The organism is Salipiger bermudensis, assembly GCF_020171625.1.
Lineage (GTDB): Bacteria > Pseudomonadota > Alphaproteobacteria > Rhodobacterales > Rhodobacteraceae > Salipiger > Salipiger bermudensis_B.
The window spans coordinates 223313-241318 of record NZ_JAIUZY010000006.1 but is presented as its reverse complement, the minus strand read 5'-3'; the positions used below and the strand labels follow the sequence as shown (position 1 = coordinate 241318).

Genomic DNA, 18006 nt, shown 5'->3' with positions numbered 1-18006 from the left:
CGCCGACCTTGCGTCAGCGCGCGGCCCAGAGCAGGCCGCGACGCAGGATTTCCTTCATCTGGGGAACCTCGAATTCCGAGGCGACATGGCCGAGGGCCGAATAGAAGACCCGCGCTTCGCCATAGCGGTGCTTCCAGACCACCGGCATGACGGTGCCCTTGGTCCAAGGCGCATGCGCGCCGCTGAACGTCGTGGTCGCCAGAACCTCGATGCCGGGATCGACGTGCAGGTAATACTGCTCCGAGCGGTAGTCGAACCCGCCGATGCCTTCGACCAGCGGATCGTCGGGCCGGGTGATCTCGACGCGGTAGTCGAGGATGTTGCCCGGGTGGGCCACCCATTGCCCGCCGACCATGAACTGATAGGCCGGCTCGTTGCGGAAGGTGTCGCCCATACCGCCATGGAAGCCGCCAAGCCCAGTGCCCGCCTCGACCGCCGCAAGCAGGTTCGCCAGCTCGTCCTTGCCGATCGTGGCCTGCGTCATCACCGGCACGATCAGGTCGTACTGGCCGAGGCCCTCTTTGCCCAGCACCGCGGTGCCCTCTTCGCGCCGGGTCTCGAAGCCCTCGGCCCGCAGCATCTCCTCGACGATGGCGGAGCAGGCCTTGGGCTCGTGCCCCTCCCAGCCGCCCCAGAAAATGAGTGCCTTCTTCTTCATGCTGCCTCCGCTGCGCTGATGTCTCCGATGCTGCCGCCCGGGCGCATGGCTGCCGGGCGGTCGCAGGTGGTTTCCAGAGCGATGGCCTGCCCGCGCTCGGACGAGGCCAGCAGCGCCTCGATCACCTCGAGCACGTGCAGCGCCAGTGCGCCGCTGGCGCGGTGCGGCCTCTGGGCCGAGATCGCCGCAGCCATTTCCGCCAGACCCAGCCCGCGATAGTTGTCGTCGCCATGGGCGTGGGTGGTGGGCTGGTCCTGCCAATCCTCGCCATAGAGGCGCACCGTGCCGTCGAAGCGGTTCGGGTCGGGAATGACCAGCGAGCCCTCGGTGCCGTAAAGCTCGAGCGGGGCATGGCCATGCGCCTTCACGTCGAAGCTGGTGACGATCTGCACCAGCGCGCCGCCCGCGAACTCGAGCACGCCGGTCACATGGGTCGGGGTCTCGACCGGCACCGACTGGCCGGCGCGCGGGCCGGTGGCGATGGTCCGGCTGTCGCGTCCGCGCGCGGCAAGCGCGGTGACCCGGCGCACCGGACCGAGCAGCGCGACCATGGCGGTGATGTAGTAGGGGCCCATGTCGAAAAGCGGCCCGGCGCCGGGCCCCGCGTAGTAGAAATCGGGATTGGGGTGCCAGCGCTCGTGCCCCGCGAGCATCAGCGTCGCCGTGCCGGCGGTCGGCGTGCCGATCCGCCCGGCATCGAGCAGGGCGCGGGCGCTCTGGTGCGCGCCGCCGAGGAAGGTGTCGGGCGCGCAGCCCACGCGCAGGCCGCGTGCGTCGGCCGCCTCGAGCAGCCGCCGCGCCTCGGCGGTACCGCCGGCGAGGGGTTTCTCGGAATAGACGTGCTTGCCCGCCTCGAGCGCGGCCAGCCCGACCTCGACATGCGCCGCCGGGATGGTGAGGTTGAGCACGATGTCGATGTCGTCCCGCGCCATCAGCGCGGCAGGGCTCATCGCCGGGAGGCCATGGGCCTCGCCCTTGGCGCGCGCGGCCTCGGGGTCGAGGTCGGCCACGGCCCGCATCTCGAGCTGCGGGAACAGCGCGGCGTTTTTCAGGTAGATCTCGCTGATGACGCCGCAGCCGACGACCCCCACGCCCAACGCGCTCATGCTGTCTGCTCCATCCGGTGTCCGTCCTCGTCGAAAAGGTGAAGGTTGCCCGGCTCGGGGCTCAGGAAGAGCCGCTCGCCGGCGCTCAGGCGCATCTTGCCGGGCAGGCGCACGGTGATCTCGCCGAGGGTCTCGGCGTCGGCATAGACCACGGTGTCGGCGCCCAGTGTCTCGACCACCTTGGCCGTTGCGGGCCAGTCGCCCGTCTCGGGATCGGCGCGCAGGTGCTCGGGGCGGATGCCGACGGTCTTGACGTCGCCCCGCCCGATCGCCGCGCCCGGCAGCAGGTTCATTTTCGGCGAGCCGATGAAGCCCGCGACGAACTCGGTCATGGGGCGGTCATAGAGGTCCATCGGCGCGCCGACCTGCTCGATGCGCCCGCGGTTCATCACCACGATCTGGTCGGCGAGGGTCATCGCCTCGACCTGATCGTGGGTGACGTAGATCATCGTCGCGTCGAGCGACTGGTGCAGCTGCGCCAGCTCCACCCGCATCTGCCCGCGCAGGGCGGCGTCGAGGTTCGACAGCGGCTCGTCGAAGAGAAAGACCTTCGGCTGGCGCACGATCGATCGCCCGATGGCGACGCGCTGGCGCTGCCCACCCGAGAGCTGCCCGGGCTTGCGGTCGAGGTAGTCCTCGAGCGCGAGGATCCGCGCCGCCTCGGCCACCCGTGCCTCGCGTTCGGCGGCGGGGGTCTTGGCCAGTCGCAGCCCGAAGTCGATGTTCTGAGCCACCGTCATGTGGGGATAGAGCGCGTAGCTCTGGAACACCATCGATATGCCCCGGTCCGAGGGTTCGGCAAAGGTAACATCCTCGCCGCCGATCATGACCTCGCCGTCGCTCGGCATCTCGAGGCCCGAGATGATGCGCAGCAGCGTGGACTTGCCGCAGCCCGAGGGGCCGACGAGCACGGTGAAGGAGCCGTCGGGCACGGTCAGCGACATGTCGGGGATGACGGTCACGGCGCCGAATTTCTTGGTGATGTTGTTGAGGCGGACTTCAGCCATGGGTGTGGCTCCTTGCGTTCGTCATGTCCGGGGCTCGCTGGGCTCGTAGGTGAAGTGCAGGAAATCGGCGGGGCGGCCGCGCCCCGACGTGTCATGCGCGCACATGCCCACGAAGGCCCCGGTGAAGTTGTTGCCCGGCCCGTTGCCCGCCTCGTCCGAGATCGCCGACTGGTCGAGCGAGATGCCGAGGTCTTGCCACTCTGCGTCCTCGCCGAGGGCGTAGCGGAAGCGCAGGCTGGCGCCGCTGACCTCCATGCCAAGACGGACCGTGCCGGAGGCGGGCAGGGCGATCGGCGTGATCGGGTAGCTCACCCGCGCGTCGGGCCAGTCGGCGGCGCAGCTATAGACCGTGAGGACCCGGTTGCCCGCCGCGTCAGCGGTTACCGCGAGGTAATGGAACTTGAACCGTCCGTACCACGAGATCAGCCCGGCGAACTGCTGGTAGTCGCCCGGCGCGACGTCGATCTCGGTCTCGGCGGTGAAGGCGAGGTCAGTCTGCCGCCGCGCCACCAGCGCGTGGTCGAACTGCGAGCCGGGGGCCTCGCGCCCAAAGAGGCGCAGGGCGCCGGGCCGCTCGGTCAGCGAGAAGAGCCGCCCGGGATCGGGGCTGCGCAGCCATTGCAGCGGATGCGGCAGCGCGCCGGGGGCAAAGGTCAGACGGGTGGGCTCGGGCGCGAAGCGGTGCTCGGGAAGGTCCGGCGCCGGGACGGACGGGGCGGGCACGCAGCCGCCATGCGCGAGGCGCGGGAACTCCCCCTCGGGCCAGACCAGCTTCTGGATCGCCGTCTCGCGGCCCAACGGCGAGCGCCGGACGTCGTCGGCGTGGATGCCCTGCGCACGACCGGTCTCGATGCTGCGGGTCTCGTCCAGCGGTCGGGAGCAGAGGTGCACGAGGTAATGCGCGCCGTCCTGCGTCTCGACGATGTCGGCGTGCCCCGCGCGCTGCAAATATGCGTCGGGCGCGTCTTTCGAGCTGAGCAGGTGCTTGGCCGGGTCGGTCTCGTAGGGGCCGAGCAGGTCGCGCGAGCGCGCCATGGTCGCTGCGTGGTCGTAGCCGGTGCCGCCCTCGGCGGTCAGCAGGTAGTACCAGCCGTCGCGGCGATAGAGATGCGGGCCTTCGGTCAGCTTGTGGTCGGTGCCGCGGTAGATGTTGTGCACCGCACCGATGAGGCGTTGCTCCTCGACCGAGTATTCCTGGCACACGATCCCGCCGAACCGGTCGCCGCCGGTCTGGTTGTGGTCCCAGATCATGTTCAGCAGCCACTTGCGCCCGTCCTCGTCGTGGAACAGCGAGGGGTCGAAGCCCGACGAATTGAGGTAGACCGGGTCGGACCAAGGCCCCTCCACCGACGGCGCGGTGACGAGGTAGTTGTGGCTGTCCTTCCACGCCCCGTCGCGGCGCTTCACGTCGGTGTAGATCAGCCAGAAGAGGCCGTCGGCATGGGTGAGGCAGGGCGCCCAGATCCCGCCGGAGTCGGGGTCGCCGCGCAGGTCGAGCTGTGCCGCGCGCTCCAGCGGGCGCTTCACCAGCTGCCAGTGGCGCAGGTCGCGCGAGTGGTGGATCTGCACGCCCGGGTACCACTCGAAGGTCGAGGTGGCGATGTAGTAGTCGTCGCCCACCCGCACGATCGACGGGTCGGGGTTGAACCCCGGAAGGATCGGATTCCGGATCTCGGTCATTGAAGTCATCCTTTGACGGCGCCGCCGGTCAGCCCCGCGACGATGTATTTCTGCGCGGCGAGGAAGAAGACGATGGCGGGCACCAGCGTGAGCGTCACGAAGGCAAGCGTGCGGTTCCATTCGGTCACGTATTCACCGCGGAACTGCATCATGCCGAGCGGCCAGGTGAACACCTCGCGCGAGTTCAGCACCACCAGCGGCAGGAGGAAGTTGTTCCAGCTCTGCACGAAGACGAAGACCCCCACCGTCGCAAGGATCGGTGCCGAGAGCGGCAGAGTGAAGCGCCAGAAGAACCGCACGTAGCCGCAGCCGTCGATATAGGCGGCCTCGAAAAGCTCCTTGGGAAGCTGCTCGAAGAAGGTGCGGAAGAGCAGGATCGCGAGCGACAGCGAAAAGGCGGTCTGCGGCAGGATCACCGCCCACCAGGTGTCGAGCAGCCCGACATCGCGCACCTTGATGAAGAGCGGCAGGATCGCCGTGGCGAAGGGGAACATCAGGCCCAGCAGCAGATACGAGAACAGCATCCGCGAGCCGAAGAACTTGATCTGCGCAAAGACATAGGCGGCGGCCGCGCCCACGATCAGCGTCAGCGTCACCGCGACCGACGAGATCAGCATCGAGTTGCCGAGGTAGCGCCAGAACGCCGGGTCGCTGACGATCGAGCCGTAGAACTCCCAGTTCCAGCTTGCCGGCAGGGCGAAGGCGTTGGTGCGGATCTCGGCGTTGGTCTTGAAGCCGCCCAGCACCGTCGCCACCATCGGCGCGAGCACGAAGCTCGCCACGAGGCATAGGAGGGCGACGCGCAGGATGTTGCGAAGCAGGTGGCCGCGGGTCATGCCTTGTCGCCTTTCATGAAGAAGCGCTGGTAGAACACCGCCACGGTGATCGCCGCGACGAAGAGGATCACCCCGACGGCGCTGCCGAAGCCGATGTTCAGCCGCGTCAGGCCGAAGGTGTAGAGGTATGTGACGATGGTGTGGGTCTGGTTCGACGGGCCGCCATTTGTCAGCGGGATGATGACGTCGAAGACCTGCAGCGCGCCGATGATCGCGAAGAAGGCGCTGACGATGATCGCCGGCTTGATGTGCGGGATCTGCACGTAGCGCACGATCTGCAGCCGCTTGGCGCCCTCGATCCGGCCCGACTCGATCAGGTCCTCGGGGACCGATTGCAGCGCGGCGATGTAGATCATCATGTGAAAGCCGAAATACTTCCAGACGATCACCGTCATCACCGCGACGAAGGCCCAGTCCCGGTCGGCGAGGATGAACAGGCTGTCCATGCCCAGCGACTGCGCGACCGAGGCGGTGATGCCGTAATTGCCGTCGAAGACGAAGCTCCAGATCAGGCCGGCGGCCACTTCGGCGAGGATGTAGGGCACGAAGAAGATCAGCCGGAACACGGCGTTGGTCGGCGTCTTGCGGAAGATGAGCAGGGCCAGCGCCAGAGCCAGCGGCATCTGGATCAGCAGCGAGACGGCGACGATCTTGACCGTGTTGCCCACCGCCTTGTGAAAGATCGAATGCCCCGCGATGCGCTCGTAGTTCTCCAGCCCGACGAAGTCGCTGGGCGCGCCGTAGCCGTTCCAGTTGAAGAACGAGTAATAGCCGGACTCGCCGAGCGGCAGGATCACGAACAGGGTGAAGAGGATCAGCGCGGGCGGCAGCAGGATCAGGATGGCGCTGACGCGCCCGTTTCCAAGGCTGCGGCGCAGGCGTTCGGACGCCGGCAATCTGCGGCTGGTGGCGGCGGTGGCCATGCCAGTCTCCGGTGTGTCAGGAAGGGATCGGGATGAGGGCCGCGCGCCCGTGACGGCGCGCGGCGGTCTGCGCGCGGCGCGTCAGCGGAAGCTCCAGGCCTCCTGGACCTGCGCTGCGGCCTCCTCCGGCGTGATCGCGCCCTGCGCCAGATCGGCAGAGATGTCGTTCACCGTCGCACCGACCGAGGCTCCGAGGAACTGGTCGAGGAAGATCTGGTGGTAGGAGCTGTCCTCGATGTCCTTCGAGACCTTGGCGTAGAACGGGTTGTCCAGCGCATCGCCGGTGCCCTTGACGATGGGGATGAAGAGCTGCTGGCGCGCGGCCTCACGCTGGTTCTCCGCGCTGAGCATGAAGGCGAGGAATTCCACCGCCTCGGGTTCTGCCGAGTTCGACACGGCCCAGCCGTTGATGCCGCCGAGCGTCGCGGCCTCGCCGCCCTCGGCCACCGGGTCCGAGATCGCCGGGAAGTTCACGATCGCCAGCTGGTCGTCGGGCAGGCCCTCGCCGCTGGTGGAGCGCTCGCGCATCGGCAGGTAGTCCCAGTCGCCCATCAGGTAGAAGGCGCCGCCGCCGTCGGCGAACATGCCGCTCGAAGTCTCGTAGGTGGTGCCCATGAAACCGGGCTGGAAGGGCTCGAGAGCGACCAGCTCCTGAAAATCCTCGCCGGCCGCCACGAAGGCCTCGTTCTCGAAGCCGCCATCCTCACCCGCCATCGCCTGCGTGATGATGTCCTTGCCGCCTTCGCGCAGCGCGAGGTAGCTCCAGTAGAAGTGCAGCGGCCACTTGTCCTGCCCGCCGACCACGATCGGGGTAATGCCGGTCTCCTTGACGGTCTTCACCGCGCCGAGGAAATCGTCCCAGCTCTTGATCGCGTCGAGGTCGATGCCGGCTTCATCGGTGAGCTTGGTGTTGGTCCAGAACACCACCTCGGTGCCGTAGAGCGGCAGGCCGTAGAGCGTGCCGTCGACCGAATAGGCGGTCAGCCCCGCCTCGGGGAGGGTGTCGGCAACGCCCTCGGGAAGCAGGTCGCTGATCGGCTTCAGGAAGCCCGCCTCGGCCTGCTCGACGAGGGTCTGCCCGCCCCAGCTGTAGAAGATGTCGGGCCGCGCATCGGATTGCAGCAGGGTCGGCAGCTTCGACTTGTAGGCTTCGTTGGCGATGTACTCGAAGGTGACGCTCACCTCCGGGTTCTCCGCCTCGTAGGCCTCGGCGATCTGCTCGTAATAGGCCTCCTGCTCGTCGTTGACGGCGACGCGCAGCACGGTGATCTCGGTCTGCGCGATGGCGCCCCCGGCCGAAGCCAGCCCGCCCATCAGCGCCGCGATTGCAACGGTATGTCTCATGAAATCCTCCCTTGGCTGATCCGCCGCGAGTCCTCCACCCGCTATCGGCGAATCCGATTTCCTGACGAACGTACGTCAGAAATTTGCCCTGCGCAACGTGTCAGTTGCGCCCGTGTTTTTCAGGGCAGGTTGTCGCGCATGTAGATCTCGACGCGGATCGGCTCGACCGCGGGCGGCGGAGTCTGGTCGTCGAGCAGGCCGCGCAGCAGCGCGATCGCGCCCTGCACCTCGCGCCGGCTGTTCTGGTGCAGAACAGCATCGAAGGTGCCGTCGAGCAGCGCCTCGCGCGAATAGGGTGTCAGCTCGTGCACGACGACGGCGACATCGCGCCCGGGCGGCAGGTCGGCCAGCGCCTCGGCCGCGCCCCGGTTTCCCGCGCCCATGCTGTAGACCCCGATGATATCGGGATACTCGGCAAGCTGCGCGGACAGTTGCTCCCGGACCCGGTTCTTGTCGTCGCGTCCCTCGATCGGCGCGAGGGGCGTCTGATCGGGGAACTCGGTGCGCAGCACCTGTTCGAATCCAAGCCGCCGCTCGGCGTGATCGCGCACCAGCATCGAGCCGCTGACCATCGCGATGCGACCGCTTCGGCCACGGCAGAACCGCCCCAGCAAGCTGCCCGCGGTGCGCCCGGCCTGAACGTTGTCGATGCCCACGAAGCCTTGTTTTTCTGGCCCCGGCAGATCCGACACGAGCGTGACCACGGCGATCCCGCGCGCACGCAGCTCGCGCACGGCGATGCGCACGACGGTGGCGTCCGTGGCGACCATGGCCACCCCGTCCACCGCTTCGGGGTCGAGGCCGCGCAGCAGATCGGCGAGCGCGCCCGCATCGAAGGCCGGAACCTTGCGGGTCTCGATCACCGTGAAATCGCGCAGGACGGCGGCGGCCTCTTCCGCCAGGTCCGCCTCGAGCGCGCGCATGAAGCTGTTCTCACCCTCGGGAAGGATGAAGCAAAGCCGGTAGCGGCGCTTGCGCGAGAGGTTGGCGGCGGCGAGGTTGCGCTCGAACCCGAGATTGCCGATCGCCTCGAGAACGCGGCTGCGGGTCTTCTCGCGAACCCCCTCGCGGTCGTTCAGAACCCGGTCGACGGTCGACAGGCTGACGCCCGCCACACGGGCCACATCGTGAATGGTAGGGCGGGTCATCGCAGCGGGTTGCCTCCGGGTAGCATAAATGACGTACGATAATCAGATTATGAGAGATTAGCAGGTAGCGACTTCGGAATGAAGGCATTTTCGCCGGCGCGGCGGGGGATTTCACCGAATGGGGCAGGGGCAGTGCGCCGCCCCGCACGGAAGACCGCCCACAGATTGTGATAGACGTCTATCAAATTCCCGTTGACCTGACCCGCGTTCCCTGCGAGCCTTTTCCGCAGGGAGGACTGCAATGACCAGACGGCCACCGACTCTGTCGGATGTCGCCCGTCGCGCTGGCGTGAGCTATGCGACGGCGGATCGTGTTGTGAACGGCCGCGCCGGAGTGTCCGAAAAGACCTCTCGCAGCGTTCACGCCGCGATCGAGGCGTTGGGCTACGTGCGCAATGTCGCCGCGGCGAACCTGTCGCAACAGCGGGTCTATCGGTTCGGCATCATCCTTCCGGCAGGCTCCAATGCCTTCTTCCGCCGCGTGCAGGCGCTCTTCGACGAGGCCGCCTCCAGGCTGAAGGCCGACCGCATCAGCCTCTCCATCGAAAGCGTCGAGGCCTTCGACGCGCAGGCCCTCACCGGGAAAATGGCCGCGCTGGCAGAGGCACGCATGGATGGCGTGGCGGTGGTCGCGAGCGATGACCCGCGGACCACGGCGGCCATTGCGGAGCTACGCGCCCGCAACATCCCGGTGGTCACGCTGGTCTCGGACGTGCCGAGCTCTCAGCGCGACGCCTATGTCGGCATCGACAATGTCGTCGCGGGCCGCACCGTCGGACGGCTTATCGGTATGGCGCATGGCGGCCGCGCGGGAAGGGTGCTGCCGGTGGTCGGCGCGCCCTCGGCGCGCGACCATGCCGAGCGGCTCTCGGGGATGCGTGAGGTTCTCGGCAGCGCGTTTGAGCTTGCCCCCGTGGTCGAGGGCCGCGACCGCTTCGAACTGGTCGAAACCCTCGTCCGCGAGGCGCTGAGCCGGGATCCCGAGATCACCGCGATCTACAGCGCGGGCGCGGGGAATGCGGGGCTTGTCCGGGTGCTCGAGGCGCTGCCGCCCGGGACGGCGCGACCTTACGTGTTCCTGCACGAGCTCGTGCCGCACTCGCGGCGCGCGCTCGAGGACGGGCTGATCGACGTGATCATCGACCAGCGGCCCGAGGAAGAGGTGGCGCGGGTGGTCGAACACCTGACGCTGCTGGCCGACCGGCGCGCGCTGCTGCGCACCGATCCGATCGTGCCGACAATTTTCGTGCGGGAGAACCTGCCGCAGGAGCCGGCAGGCGCGCTCGAGCGCGCGGGGTGACGCGCCCCGTGGCAAACGCTGCGGGAAAGGCCCCGCCGCGCGCTGCCGACACATGAACGTCATTGAAGGCCGCCGGGATCCGGCGGTGAAAGGGAGGAGACGATGAAGACCATCAAGGGACCGGGCCTGTTCCTGGCACAATTCGCCGGCGACACCGCGCCATTCGACAGCTGGGACGGGATCACCAAGTGGGCCGCGGATTGCGGCTACAAGGGCGTGCAGGTGCCGGTCTGGGACGCGCGGCTGGTCGATCTCGACAAGCTGGCAAGCTCGCAGGCCTATTGCGACGAATGGGCGGGACAGGCGCGCGACAACGGCGTCGAGGTGACTGACCTGTCGACCCACATCCTCGGCCAGCTCGTCGCGGTGCACCCGGCCTATGATGCCTGGGTCGACGGCTTCGCCGCGCCCGAGGTGCAGGGCAAGCCGAAAGAGCGCACCGAATGGGCCGTGGCGCAGGTGAAGAAGGCGCTCACCGCCTCGAAGAACCTCGGCATCGGACAGCACGTGACGTTCTCGGGCGGGCTGTGCTGGCCCTTCGTCTATCCCTTCCCGCAGCGCCCTCAAGGCATGGTCGACACCGCTTTTGACGAACTGGCCCGGCGCTGGCGGCCGATCCTCGATCATGCCGAGGAGTGCGGCGTCGACGTCTGCTACGAGATCCATCCGATGGAGGATCTGCACGACGGCATCACCTTCGAGATGTTCCTCGAGAAGCTCGACGGGCACGCGCGCTGCAACATGCTCTACGATCCGTCGCATTACGTGCTGCAGTGCCTCGATTATCTCGACAACATCGACATCTATGCCGAGCGCATCAAGATGTTCCACGTCAAGGACGCCGAGTTCAATCCGACCGGCCGGCAGGGCGTCTATGGCGGCTATCAGCCCTGGGTCGACCGGGCGGGGCGCTTCCGCAGCCTCGGTGACGGGCAGGTCGATTTCGGTGCGATCTTCGCCAAGATGGCCGCGATCGATTTCGACGGCTGGGCCGTGGTCGAATGGGAATGCGCGCTCAAGCATCCCGAGGACGGCGCGCGCGAGGGGGCGCAGTTCGTCAAGGATCACATCATCCGCGTCACGCCGCACGCCTTCGACGATTTCGCAGGCGGCGACATCGACGAGGCAACCAACAAGACACTGCTGGGGATCGACTGACATGGCACGCATCAGACTGGGCATGGTCGGCGGCGGCAACGACGCCTTCATCGGCGGGGTGCACCGCATCGCGAGCCGCATCGACGGCCATTTCGATCTGGTGGCGGGGGCGCTGTCCTCGACTCCGGAAAAGGCGCGCGCCAGCGCCGAGGCGCTGGGGCTCGACCCGGCGCGCTCCTACGGCAGCTTCGAGGAGATGGCCGAGGCCGAGTCCGCGCGCGAGGATGGCATCGAGGCGGTCAGCATCGTCACGCCGAACCACGTGCACTTCCCGGCGGCGAAGGCGTTCCTGTCACGCGGCATCCACGTGATCTGCGACAAGCCGCTGACCGCCACCTTTGACGACGCCGAGGCGATGGAACGGGCGGTCGCCGAAAGCAAGGCGCTGTTCATCCTCACCCACAACTACACCGGCTATCCGATGATCCGGCAGGCGCGGCAGATGGTTGCGGACGGGGCCATCGGAAAGATCCGCATCGTGCAGGTGGAATACCCTCAGGACTGGCTGACCGATGCGGTCGAGACCGAGGGCGTGAAGCAGGCCGAGTGGCGCACCGATCCCGAACGCTCCGGGGCGGGGGGCTCGATCGGGGACATCGGCACCCATGCCTACAATCTCGCGGGCTTCGTGACCGGGCTCTCGGGGGCGGAACTGGCCGCCGATCTGCAGAGCTTCGGGACCGGGCGCTCGCTCGACGACAACGCCCATATCTTGCTGCGCTACGAGGGCGGCGCGCGCGGGATGCTCTGGTGCAGCCAGGTCGCGCCGGGCAACGAGAACGGCCTGCGCCTGCGCGTCTACGGTGAAAAAGGCGGGCTGGAATGGGCGCAGGAGAGCCCCAACCACCTGTGGTTCACTCCGCATGGCGAGCCGACCCGGCGCCTGACCCGCAACGGTGCGGGGGCCATCGATGCCTCGACCTCGGTCAGCCGCATCCCGGGCGGGCATCCCGAAGGCTATCTCGAGGCCTTTGCCACGATCTACACCGAGGCCGCCCAGGCGATCCGCGCGGTGCAGGGCGGTGAGAGCCGCGAGGCAGTCATGGGCGTGCTGCCCGGGATCGCGGCAGGGCGCGAGGGCATGGCCTTCATCAGGGCCTGCGTCGCGTCGGCTGGCGACAACGCGGCATGGACCAGGCTATGAACCCGCCCTCCGTGCTCGCGCTGCGTCAGGTGACCAAGAGTTTCGGCCCCGTGGAGGTGCTCCACGGGGTGACGCTCGATCTGCGGGCCGGAGCTGTGCTGGCGCTGATCGGTGAAAATGGCGCGGGCAAGTCGACCACGATGAAGATCCTCGCCGGCATCGAGGCCCCGAGCTCGGGCCAGATCCTGCTGGACGGGAAAGAGGTGTCCTTCGGCTCGCTGCACGACGCCGAAGAGGCCGGGATCGTGATGATCCACCAGGAATTCAACCTCGCCGAGCAGCTCACGGTCGAGCAGAACATCTTCCTTGGGCGCGAACTGCGCAAGGGCTGGCTGCTCGACAAGGCGCGGATGCGCAGGCTGACGCGCGAGTATCTCGCGCGCATCGACTGTCACATCGATCCCGACACGCCGGTGGCGAAGCTGACGAACTCGGACAAGCAGATGGTCGAGATCGCCAAGGCGCTCAGCCGCGACGCGCGGGTGCTGGTGATGGACGAGCCCACCGCCGTTCTCACCGGCTCCGAGACGCGCATCCTGTTCGAGCAGGTCCGGGCGCTCAGGGAGCAGGGAACGGCGATCCTCTTCACCTCGCACAAGCTTGGCGAGGTGGCCGAGATTGCCGACACGGTGACGGTGCTGCGCGACGGCACGCTGGTGCATGACGGGCCGGCGCGCGACATCACCGAGGACGAGATGGCCACGGCTATGGTGGGCCGCGACGTCTCGGACCTCTTTCCCGACAAGCCCGCACAGGCGCCGGAGGGCGAGGTCCTGCTGCGCGTCGAGGGGCTGAGCGTTCCGGGGCGCGCGCAGGACATCTCGTTCGACCTGCACCGGGGCGAGATCCTCGGGATCGCGGGTCTCATCGGCTCGGGCCGGACCGAGGCGATGGAGGGGCTGTGCGGACTGCGAGCCTGCAGCAGCACGCGCATCGAGATCGGCGGCAAGCCGGTGAGCATCACCCGGCCCGGCGACGCGCTGGAGCGGGGGCTTTGCTACCTCACCGAGGACCGCAAGCTGCGCGGGTTGCTGCTCGACAAGGGGATGCGCGAGAACCTGACTTTGCAGGCGCTGCACAAATATGGCCGCGTCCTGATCGACACCGCCGCCGAAGAGCGCGCGCTCGACCGGGCCATCGGAGAGTTCGACATCCGCGCCGGTTCGCGCACCATCGCCGTCGGCAACCTGTCGGGCGGCAACCAGCAGAAGCTCCTGCTGGCCAAGGTGATGCAGTCCGAGCCGGTGATCCTGATCGTCGACGAGCCGACCCGCGGCATCGACATCGGCACCAAGCAGCAGATCTACGCCTTCCTGCGCAAGCTCGCCGCGGAAGGCCACGGGATCGTCGTGATCTCGTCCGAGATGCAGGAGGTGATCGGCCTGTCCGACAGGGTGATGGTGATGCGCTCGGGCCGGATCGCCAAGACCCTGAGCGGCGACGAGATCACCGAAGACACAATCGTCCGCCACGCCATGGGCGTCGGTGCGGGCAGCACGGAAAGGGTGGCATGATGACGAGCGAAACTGCGGCAACCAAGCCTCGGAGGGCGCTTCCCTCGATGAGCGTTCTGGGGCCGGTGATCGCGCTTCTGGTGCTGATCGTGGTGGGCACCGCGCTGAACTCCAACTTCCTGAGCGCGGCCAACATCACCAACGTTCTGGCCCGCTCCGCCTTCATCGGCATCATCGCCGTCGGCATGACCTTCGTGATCACCGCCGGCGGTCTCGACCTGTCAGTGGGATCGATGGCGGCCTTCATCGCCGGATTGATGATCCTGGTGATGAACGCGGCGCTGCCGGTGCTGGGGATCGGCATCCCGATCATCCTGCTGGGCATGGCCGTTGCGCTGCTGGCTGGGATTGCCGCAGGGTTGCTCAACGGTTTCCTGATCACCACGCTGGGGATCGAGGCCTTTATCGTCACGCTGGGCAGCATGGGCATCTACCGCAGCCTCGTCACCTGGCTGGCGGACGGCGGCACGCTGAGCCTCGACTTCGGGCTACGCACCTTCTACCGGCCGGTGTACTTTGGCGGGCTCTTCGGGATCAGCTGGCCGATCATCGTCTTCGCGCTCACGGTCATCGTCGGCGAGGTGATGATGAGCCGCGCCCGCTTCGGCCGGCACTGCGCGGCGATCGGATCGAACGAGAGCGTGGCGCATTATTCGAACGTCAACGTGAACCGCACCCGGCTGATGACCTATGCCATGCTGGGAATGCTCGTCGGCGTTGCGACGATCATGTACGTGCCGCGGCTCGGCTCGGCCTCGGCCTCGACCGGCGTGTTGTGGGAGCTCGAGGCGATCGCGGCGGTGATCATCGGCGGCACCATCCTCAAGGGCGGCTTCGGCCGGGTCTGGGGGACGGTGATCGGCGTTCTGATCCTGAGCATGATCGACAATATCCTGAATCTGACCGATCTGGTGTCGCCCTATCTCAACGGCGCGATCCAGGGGGTCATCATCATTCTCGCGGTGATCTTGCAGCGGGAAGCCAAGGCAAAGGGATAACCCTTCGCCAATCTTAGGGAGGAAACGAAATGTCTTATATGAAGACGCTGCTCGCCGGATGCACGGCGCTGACGCTGAGCACCGGCGCGGCGCTGGCACAGGACGATGAGACCCGGGTGATCGGGGTCTCGATCCCCGCGGCAACCCATGGCTGGGCCGGCGGCATGAACTTCCACGCGCAGCAGACGGTCGAGCGGCTCGAGGAGGTCTATCCGCAGCTCGACTTCGTGCTCGCCACGGCCTCGGACGCGGGCAAGCAAGTCAACGATATCGAGGACATGGTGGCCACGCGCGGCATCGATGCGCTGGTGGTGCTGCCCTTCGAATCCGACCCGCTGACCCCGCCGGTGCAGTCTGTGGCCGAGAGCGGTGCCTGGGTCACTGTGGTCGACCGCGGCCTGTCGGTGGAGGGCGTCGAGGACCTCTATGTTGCGGGTGACAACCCCGGCTTCGGGCAGGTCTCGGGCGAATTCATGGTCTCGCAGATGCCCGACGGCGGTAAGATCGTCGTCCTGCGCGGCATTCCCACGACCATCGACAACGAGCGCGTCGAGGGCTTCGAGCAGGCCATCGAAGGCTCGGGCATCGAGGTGATCGACATGGAGCACGGCAACTGGAACCGCGACGACAGCTTCAACGTGATGCAGGACTTCCTGTCGAAGCACCCGCAGATCGACGCGGTCTGGGCCTCGGACGACGACATGGCCGTGGGCGTGCTGGCGGCGATCGATGCGGCCGGGCGCGATGACGTGCAGTTCGTGCTCGGCGGCGCCGGCATGAAGGAGCTGGTCAAGCGGGTGATGGACGGCGACGAGATGATCCCGGCCGACGTCACCTACCCGCCGTCGATGATCGCCACTGCGATCGAGCTGACGGCGGTCGGGCTGACGTCGAACGCGCCAGTCTCGGGCACCTTCACCATCGGGTCGGTGCTGGTCACGCCTGAGAATGCCGAGCAGTTCTACTATCCCGACAGCCCCTTCTGAGGGGCGCACTTTCCGGGCGGGCAGCTCTGTCCGCCCGATTCCTCTGGGTTCGATGCAGCCCGACGGAGGGTGGCGACGCACGTCCCTACAGCGCCACACCGCGAACCGCAGAAAACGGCGCCGTCGCGACCGTTGACTCGGCGCAATCTCACCGATCTGCGCAGCGACATGGCTCCCCCCGGACGCGCACAGCTCCTAGACCGCCGGCCCGGACGCACCCTCCGACAGCCACGGCGCCCCGGACCTGACCGCCAGCCGCTGCCGCACATGGGTCAGGAAGGCTTGCGCCGAGGGGGACAGGGACTGCCCCGAGCGCCACACCAGCCCGATGCGCCGCCGCGCCCCGAAACCGGTGATCTCGCGTTGCACCAGCGCCTCGGTGCGCAGAACCGGCAGGGTCAGCGTCGGCAGGGCGGTGATGCCCAGACCTTCGGCGACGAGCGCCCCGGCGGTCGCCAGATGCGCCACCTCGAAGCGCGGCGCCAGCGCGTGGCCGATCCGCAGGCAGGCGCCGTCGATCAGCTCGCGGACGCTGGTGCCCTGCGCCATGGCGATGAAGGGCATCTCGACCAGCTCCTCCCATGCGTAGGCGCGCGCATCGCGCAGCGGCCCGTCGGGTGCGCCCACGGCGACGAAATGGTCGTCCATCAGCGGCTGGAAGGTCAGCCGGCTGCGGGCCGACAGCGTGCCGGCGGTAAAGCCGATCTCCGCGACCCCCGCCTCGACCGCTTCGATCACGCTGCCCGAGAGCGCATCGACAATGCGCAGGTCGATCGCAGGGTGTCCCGCCGAGAAGCTGCGCAGCAGCCCGGGCAGCAGGCCCGCGGTCACCGAGGGCAGGCCGGCGATGGTCAGCCGTCCGTTGCGGGCCGACAGATGCGCCTCGAACTCTGCCATGCCATCCTCGGCGGTGTTGACCATCCGCTCGGCCACGCGCCCGAAGGCCAGACCCGAGGCGGTGGGGGCGACGTTGCGGGTGTCGCGATCAAAGAGCCGGGCGCCCAGCCGGGTCTCGAGCCCGGTGATCTGCCGCGACAGGGACGAGGGCGACAGGGCCAGCACCTCGGCGGCGGCGCGGAACGAGCCGCAGCGCAGCAGGACGAGGACGGCGTTGAAATCGGCAAGGCTGGGATTGGTGCGTTCCATGCACGAATAATGTCAGAAATCGCACTTCAAGCAACAAAGATCCTGCGGCATTGTCGCCTTCACGATCCCGCAGACGGGGTCCAAGGGAGGACATCATGAAACACACGCTCTTCGCCCTCATGGGCGCAACTCTGCTTGCCGGTCCGGCGCTGGCGCAGGAGACCGACTTGCTGATCGGCTCGACCTCGGCCTCGTCGAGCCATTACGGCTACTTCGTCGCGGTTGGCCAGCTGATCAACGAGAATGCCGAGGGCCTGAAGGCCTCGGTGGTCGAAACCGGCGCCACCATGGACAATATCCGCCGCATGGCGCGCGGCCAGGTCGATCTCGGCCTCGTGACCACCAACGCGGCGCAGCACGCCGTGTCGGGCACCAACGCCTTCGAGGGCAAGGCACAGGACCTGCGCCTGCTCTGGGTCTACACCAACGCGCCGCAGAACGTCATCCTGCGCAAGGATGCGGGCGTCGACAGCCTCGAAGGGCTTGCGGGTGTGCGCTTCAACCCCGGCATCAAGGGCTCGAGCACCGAGTCCACCACCGAGGCGGTGTTCGACGCTCTGGGGCTCGAGGCCGATTACGTGCGCGGCTCGACCACCGACATCGTCGGCGCGATCAAGGACAACCGCGTGGCCGGCTACGTGAAGTCGGGCTCGGGCATGAAGCTCGACGGCTCGACCATGGACATCGCCACCTCGACCGACATCACCGTCGTCGGGCTGTCGGAGGCCGAGGCCGACACGCTGCGCGAGAAGATGCCCGATATCTCGGTGATCGACATCCCCGAGGGCGCCGCCGACGGCATCCCCGCCTACACCACCTGGAGCTTCGGTGTCGGCGTGGCCGCGCCTGCCTCGATGGATGACGAGACCGCCTACAAGATCGTCTCGGCGATCATGGCCGACGACAGCGCGCAGGCCAATGCCATGGCCAGCCTGAAGGGCGCGGACCTCGCCCAGATGACCCTCGATTACGGCACTGTTCCGCTTCACCCGGGTGCCGCGCGCTGGTTCGAGGAGCAGGGGCTCGAGATCCCCGCGAAGCTGCAGCCGGGAAGCTGA

At 67.6% G+C, this 18006-nt stretch carries 16 protein-coding genes; 7 read left to right on the top strand and 9 right to left on the bottom strand.

The window, feature by feature from the left end; genetic code table 11:
- Nucleotides 1-13: 13 nt before the first annotated feature.
- The 8 genes from LCM15_RS13110 to LCM15_RS13075 form a co-directional block, all read right to left on the bottom strand.
- A complete protein-coding gene (locus tag LCM15_RS13110; RefSeq protein ID WP_224857102.1) occupies nucleotides 14-658 on the bottom strand; it encodes a ThuA domain-containing protein in 645 nt (214 codons plus the stop codon).
- Nucleotides 655-1764, bottom strand: a complete 1110-nt coding sequence (locus tag LCM15_RS13105) for a Gfo/Idh/MocA family protein (protein ID WP_224857100.1) — start codon at nucleotides 1762-1764, stop codon at nucleotides 655-657. The genes LCM15_RS13110 and LCM15_RS13105 overlap by 4 nt, the downstream gene beginning before the upstream one ends.
- Nucleotides 1761-2771, bottom strand: a complete 1011-nt coding sequence (locus LCM15_RS13100) for an ABC transporter ATP-binding protein (RefSeq protein WP_224857098.1) — start codon at nucleotides 2769-2771, stop codon at nucleotides 1761-1763. Before LCM15_RS13100 ends, LCM15_RS13105 begins: the two co-directional genes overlap by 4 nt.
- A gap of 21 nt (nucleotides 2772-2792) precedes the next feature.
- Entirely contained in the window at nucleotides 2793-4451 is a 1659-nt protein-coding gene (locus tag LCM15_RS13095; protein ID WP_224857096.1) for a glycoside hydrolase family 43 protein, read from the bottom strand.
- 5 nt (nucleotides 4452-4456) lie between these two features.
- Complete coding sequence (locus LCM15_RS13090; protein ID WP_224857094.1) at nucleotides 4457-5287, bottom strand: carbohydrate ABC transporter permease; 831 nt, start codon at nucleotides 5285-5287, stop codon at nucleotides 4457-4459.
- Nucleotides 5284-6210 carry a carbohydrate ABC transporter permease gene (locus tag LCM15_RS13085; RefSeq protein ID WP_224857091.1) on the bottom strand — a complete coding sequence of 309 codons (927 nt, stop codon included), beginning with the start codon at nucleotides 6208-6210 and terminating at the stop codon, nucleotides 5284-5286. The genes LCM15_RS13090 and LCM15_RS13085 overlap by 4 nt, the downstream gene beginning before the upstream one ends.
- 81 nt (nucleotides 6211-6291) lie before the next feature.
- Nucleotides 6292-7554, bottom strand: coding sequence for an ABC transporter substrate-binding protein (locus LCM15_RS13080; protein ID WP_224857089.1), 1263 nt, complete (start codon nucleotides 7552-7554; stop codon nucleotides 6292-6294).
- Nucleotides 7555-7673: 119 nt separating this feature from the next.
- The gene (locus LCM15_RS13075; protein WP_224857087.1) at nucleotides 7674-8702 is read right to left on the bottom strand and encodes a LacI family DNA-binding transcriptional regulator; all 1029 of its coding nucleotides are present in this window, start codon (nucleotides 8700-8702) and stop codon (nucleotides 7674-7676) included.
- Nucleotides 8703-8943: 241 nt separating this feature from the next.
- Here LCM15_RS13075 and LCM15_RS13070 point away from each other — a divergent pair, with 241 nt between their 5' ends.
- From LCM15_RS13070 to LCM15_RS13045, 6 genes are all read left to right on the top strand, one after another.
- Nucleotides 8944-10002, top strand: a complete 1059-nt coding sequence (locus tag LCM15_RS13070) for a LacI family DNA-binding transcriptional regulator (protein ID WP_224857085.1) — start codon at nucleotides 8944-8946, stop codon at nucleotides 10000-10002.
- 102 nt (nucleotides 10003-10104) lie between these two features.
- On the top strand, nucleotides 10105-11160 hold the full coding sequence (locus tag LCM15_RS13065) for a sugar phosphate isomerase/epimerase family protein (RefSeq protein WP_224857082.1): 1056 nt from the start codon (nucleotides 10105-10107) through the stop codon (nucleotides 11158-11160).
- A 1-nt stretch (nucleotide 11161) separates the two neighbouring features.
- Nucleotides 11162-12304 (top strand): Gfo/Idh/MocA family protein, encoded by a 1143-nt coding sequence (locus LCM15_RS13060; RefSeq protein WP_224857080.1) that lies wholly within the window; start codon nucleotides 11162-11164, stop codon nucleotides 12302-12304.
- Nucleotides 12301-13818, top strand: coding sequence for a sugar ABC transporter ATP-binding protein (locus LCM15_RS13055; RefSeq protein ID WP_224857078.1), 1518 nt, complete (start codon nucleotides 12301-12303; stop codon nucleotides 13816-13818). Before LCM15_RS13060 ends, LCM15_RS13055 begins: the two co-directional genes overlap by 4 nt.
- Nucleotides 13818-14816: an ABC transporter permease gene (locus LCM15_RS13050; RefSeq protein WP_412103291.1), complete on the top strand. Its 999-nt coding sequence runs from the start codon at nucleotides 13818-13820 to the stop codon at nucleotides 14814-14816. Before LCM15_RS13055 ends, LCM15_RS13050 begins: the two co-directional genes overlap by 1 nt.
- A 38-nt stretch (nucleotides 14817-14854) precedes the next feature.
- Nucleotides 14855-15802, top strand: coding sequence for an ABC transporter substrate-binding protein (locus LCM15_RS13045; protein ID WP_224857227.1), 948 nt, complete (start codon nucleotides 14855-14857; stop codon nucleotides 15800-15802).
- Between the two features lie 195 nt (nucleotides 15803-15997).
- Here the strand turns inward: LCM15_RS13045 and LCM15_RS13040 are convergent, their stop codons facing one another.
- Nucleotides 15998-16948: a LysR family transcriptional regulator gene (locus tag LCM15_RS13040; RefSeq protein WP_224857074.1), complete on the bottom strand. Its 951-nt coding sequence runs from the start codon at nucleotides 16946-16948 to the stop codon at nucleotides 15998-16000.
- Between the two features lie 95 nt (nucleotides 16949-17043).
- Between LCM15_RS13040 and LCM15_RS13035 the strand changes: the two genes are divergently transcribed.
- Nucleotides 17044-18006, top strand: a complete 963-nt coding sequence (locus LCM15_RS13035; RefSeq protein ID WP_224857072.1) for a TAXI family TRAP transporter solute-binding subunit — start codon at nucleotides 17044-17046, stop codon at nucleotides 18004-18006.

What these genes read in the sequence shown, in the direction of transcription:
- LCM15_RS13035 (WP_224857072.1), top strand. Translation starts at nt 17,044, where the DNA reads ATGAAACACACGCTCTTCGCCCTCATGGGCGCAACTCTGCTTGCCGGT.
- LCM15_RS13050 (WP_412103291.1), top strand. Translation starts at nt 13,818, where the DNA reads ATGACGAGCGAAACTGCGGCAACCAAGCCTCGGAGGGCGCTTCCCTCG.
- LCM15_RS13080 (WP_224857089.1), bottom strand. Translation starts at nt 7,554, where the DNA reads ATGAGACATACCGTTGCAATCGCGGCGCTGATGGGCGGGCTGGCTTCG.
- LCM15_RS13045 (WP_224857227.1), top strand. Translation starts at nt 14,855, where the DNA reads ATGAAGACGCTGCTCGCCGGATGCACGGCGCTGACGCTGAGCACCGGC.
- LCM15_RS13055 (WP_224857078.1), top strand. Translation starts at nt 12,301, where the DNA reads ATGAACCCGCCCTCCGTGCTCGCGCTGCGTCAGGTGACCAAGAGTTTC.
- LCM15_RS13085 (WP_224857091.1), bottom strand. Translation starts at nt 6,210, where the DNA reads ATGGCCACCGCCGCCACCAGCCGCAGATTGCCGGCGTCCGAACGCCTG.
- LCM15_RS13105 (WP_224857100.1), bottom strand. Translation starts at nt 1,764, where the DNA reads ATGAGCGCGTTGGGCGTGGGGGTCGTCGGCTGCGGCGTCATCAGCGAG.
- LCM15_RS13100 (WP_224857098.1), bottom strand. Translation starts at nt 2,771, where the DNA reads ATGGCTGAAGTCCGCCTCAACAACATCACCAAGAAATTCGGCGCCGTG.
- LCM15_RS13060 (WP_224857080.1), top strand. Translation starts at nt 11,162, where the DNA reads ATGGCACGCATCAGACTGGGCATGGTCGGCGGCGGCAACGACGCCTTC.
- LCM15_RS13110 (WP_224857102.1), bottom strand. Translation starts at nt 658, where the DNA reads ATGAAGAAGAAGGCACTCATTTTCTGGGGCGGCTGGGAGGGGCACGAG.
- LCM15_RS13040 (WP_224857074.1), bottom strand. Translation starts at nt 16,948, where the DNA reads ATGGAACGCACCAATCCCAGCCTTGCCGATTTCAACGCCGTCCTCGTC.
- LCM15_RS13090 (WP_224857094.1), bottom strand. Translation starts at nt 5,287, where the DNA reads ATGACCCGCGGCCACCTGCTTCGCAACATCCTGCGCGTCGCCCTCCTA.
- LCM15_RS13070 (WP_224857085.1), top strand. Translation starts at nt 8,944, where the DNA reads ATGACCAGACGGCCACCGACTCTGTCGGATGTCGCCCGTCGCGCTGGC.
- LCM15_RS13095 (WP_224857096.1), bottom strand. Translation starts at nt 4,451, where the DNA reads ATGACCGAGATCCGGAATCCGATCCTTCCGGGGTTCAACCCCGACCCG.
- LCM15_RS13065 (WP_224857082.1), top strand. Translation starts at nt 10,105, where the DNA reads ATGAAGACCATCAAGGGACCGGGCCTGTTCCTGGCACAATTCGCCGGC.
- LCM15_RS13075 (WP_224857087.1), bottom strand. Translation starts at nt 8,702, where the DNA reads ATGACCCGCCCTACCATTCACGATGTGGCCCGTGTGGCGGGCGTCAGC.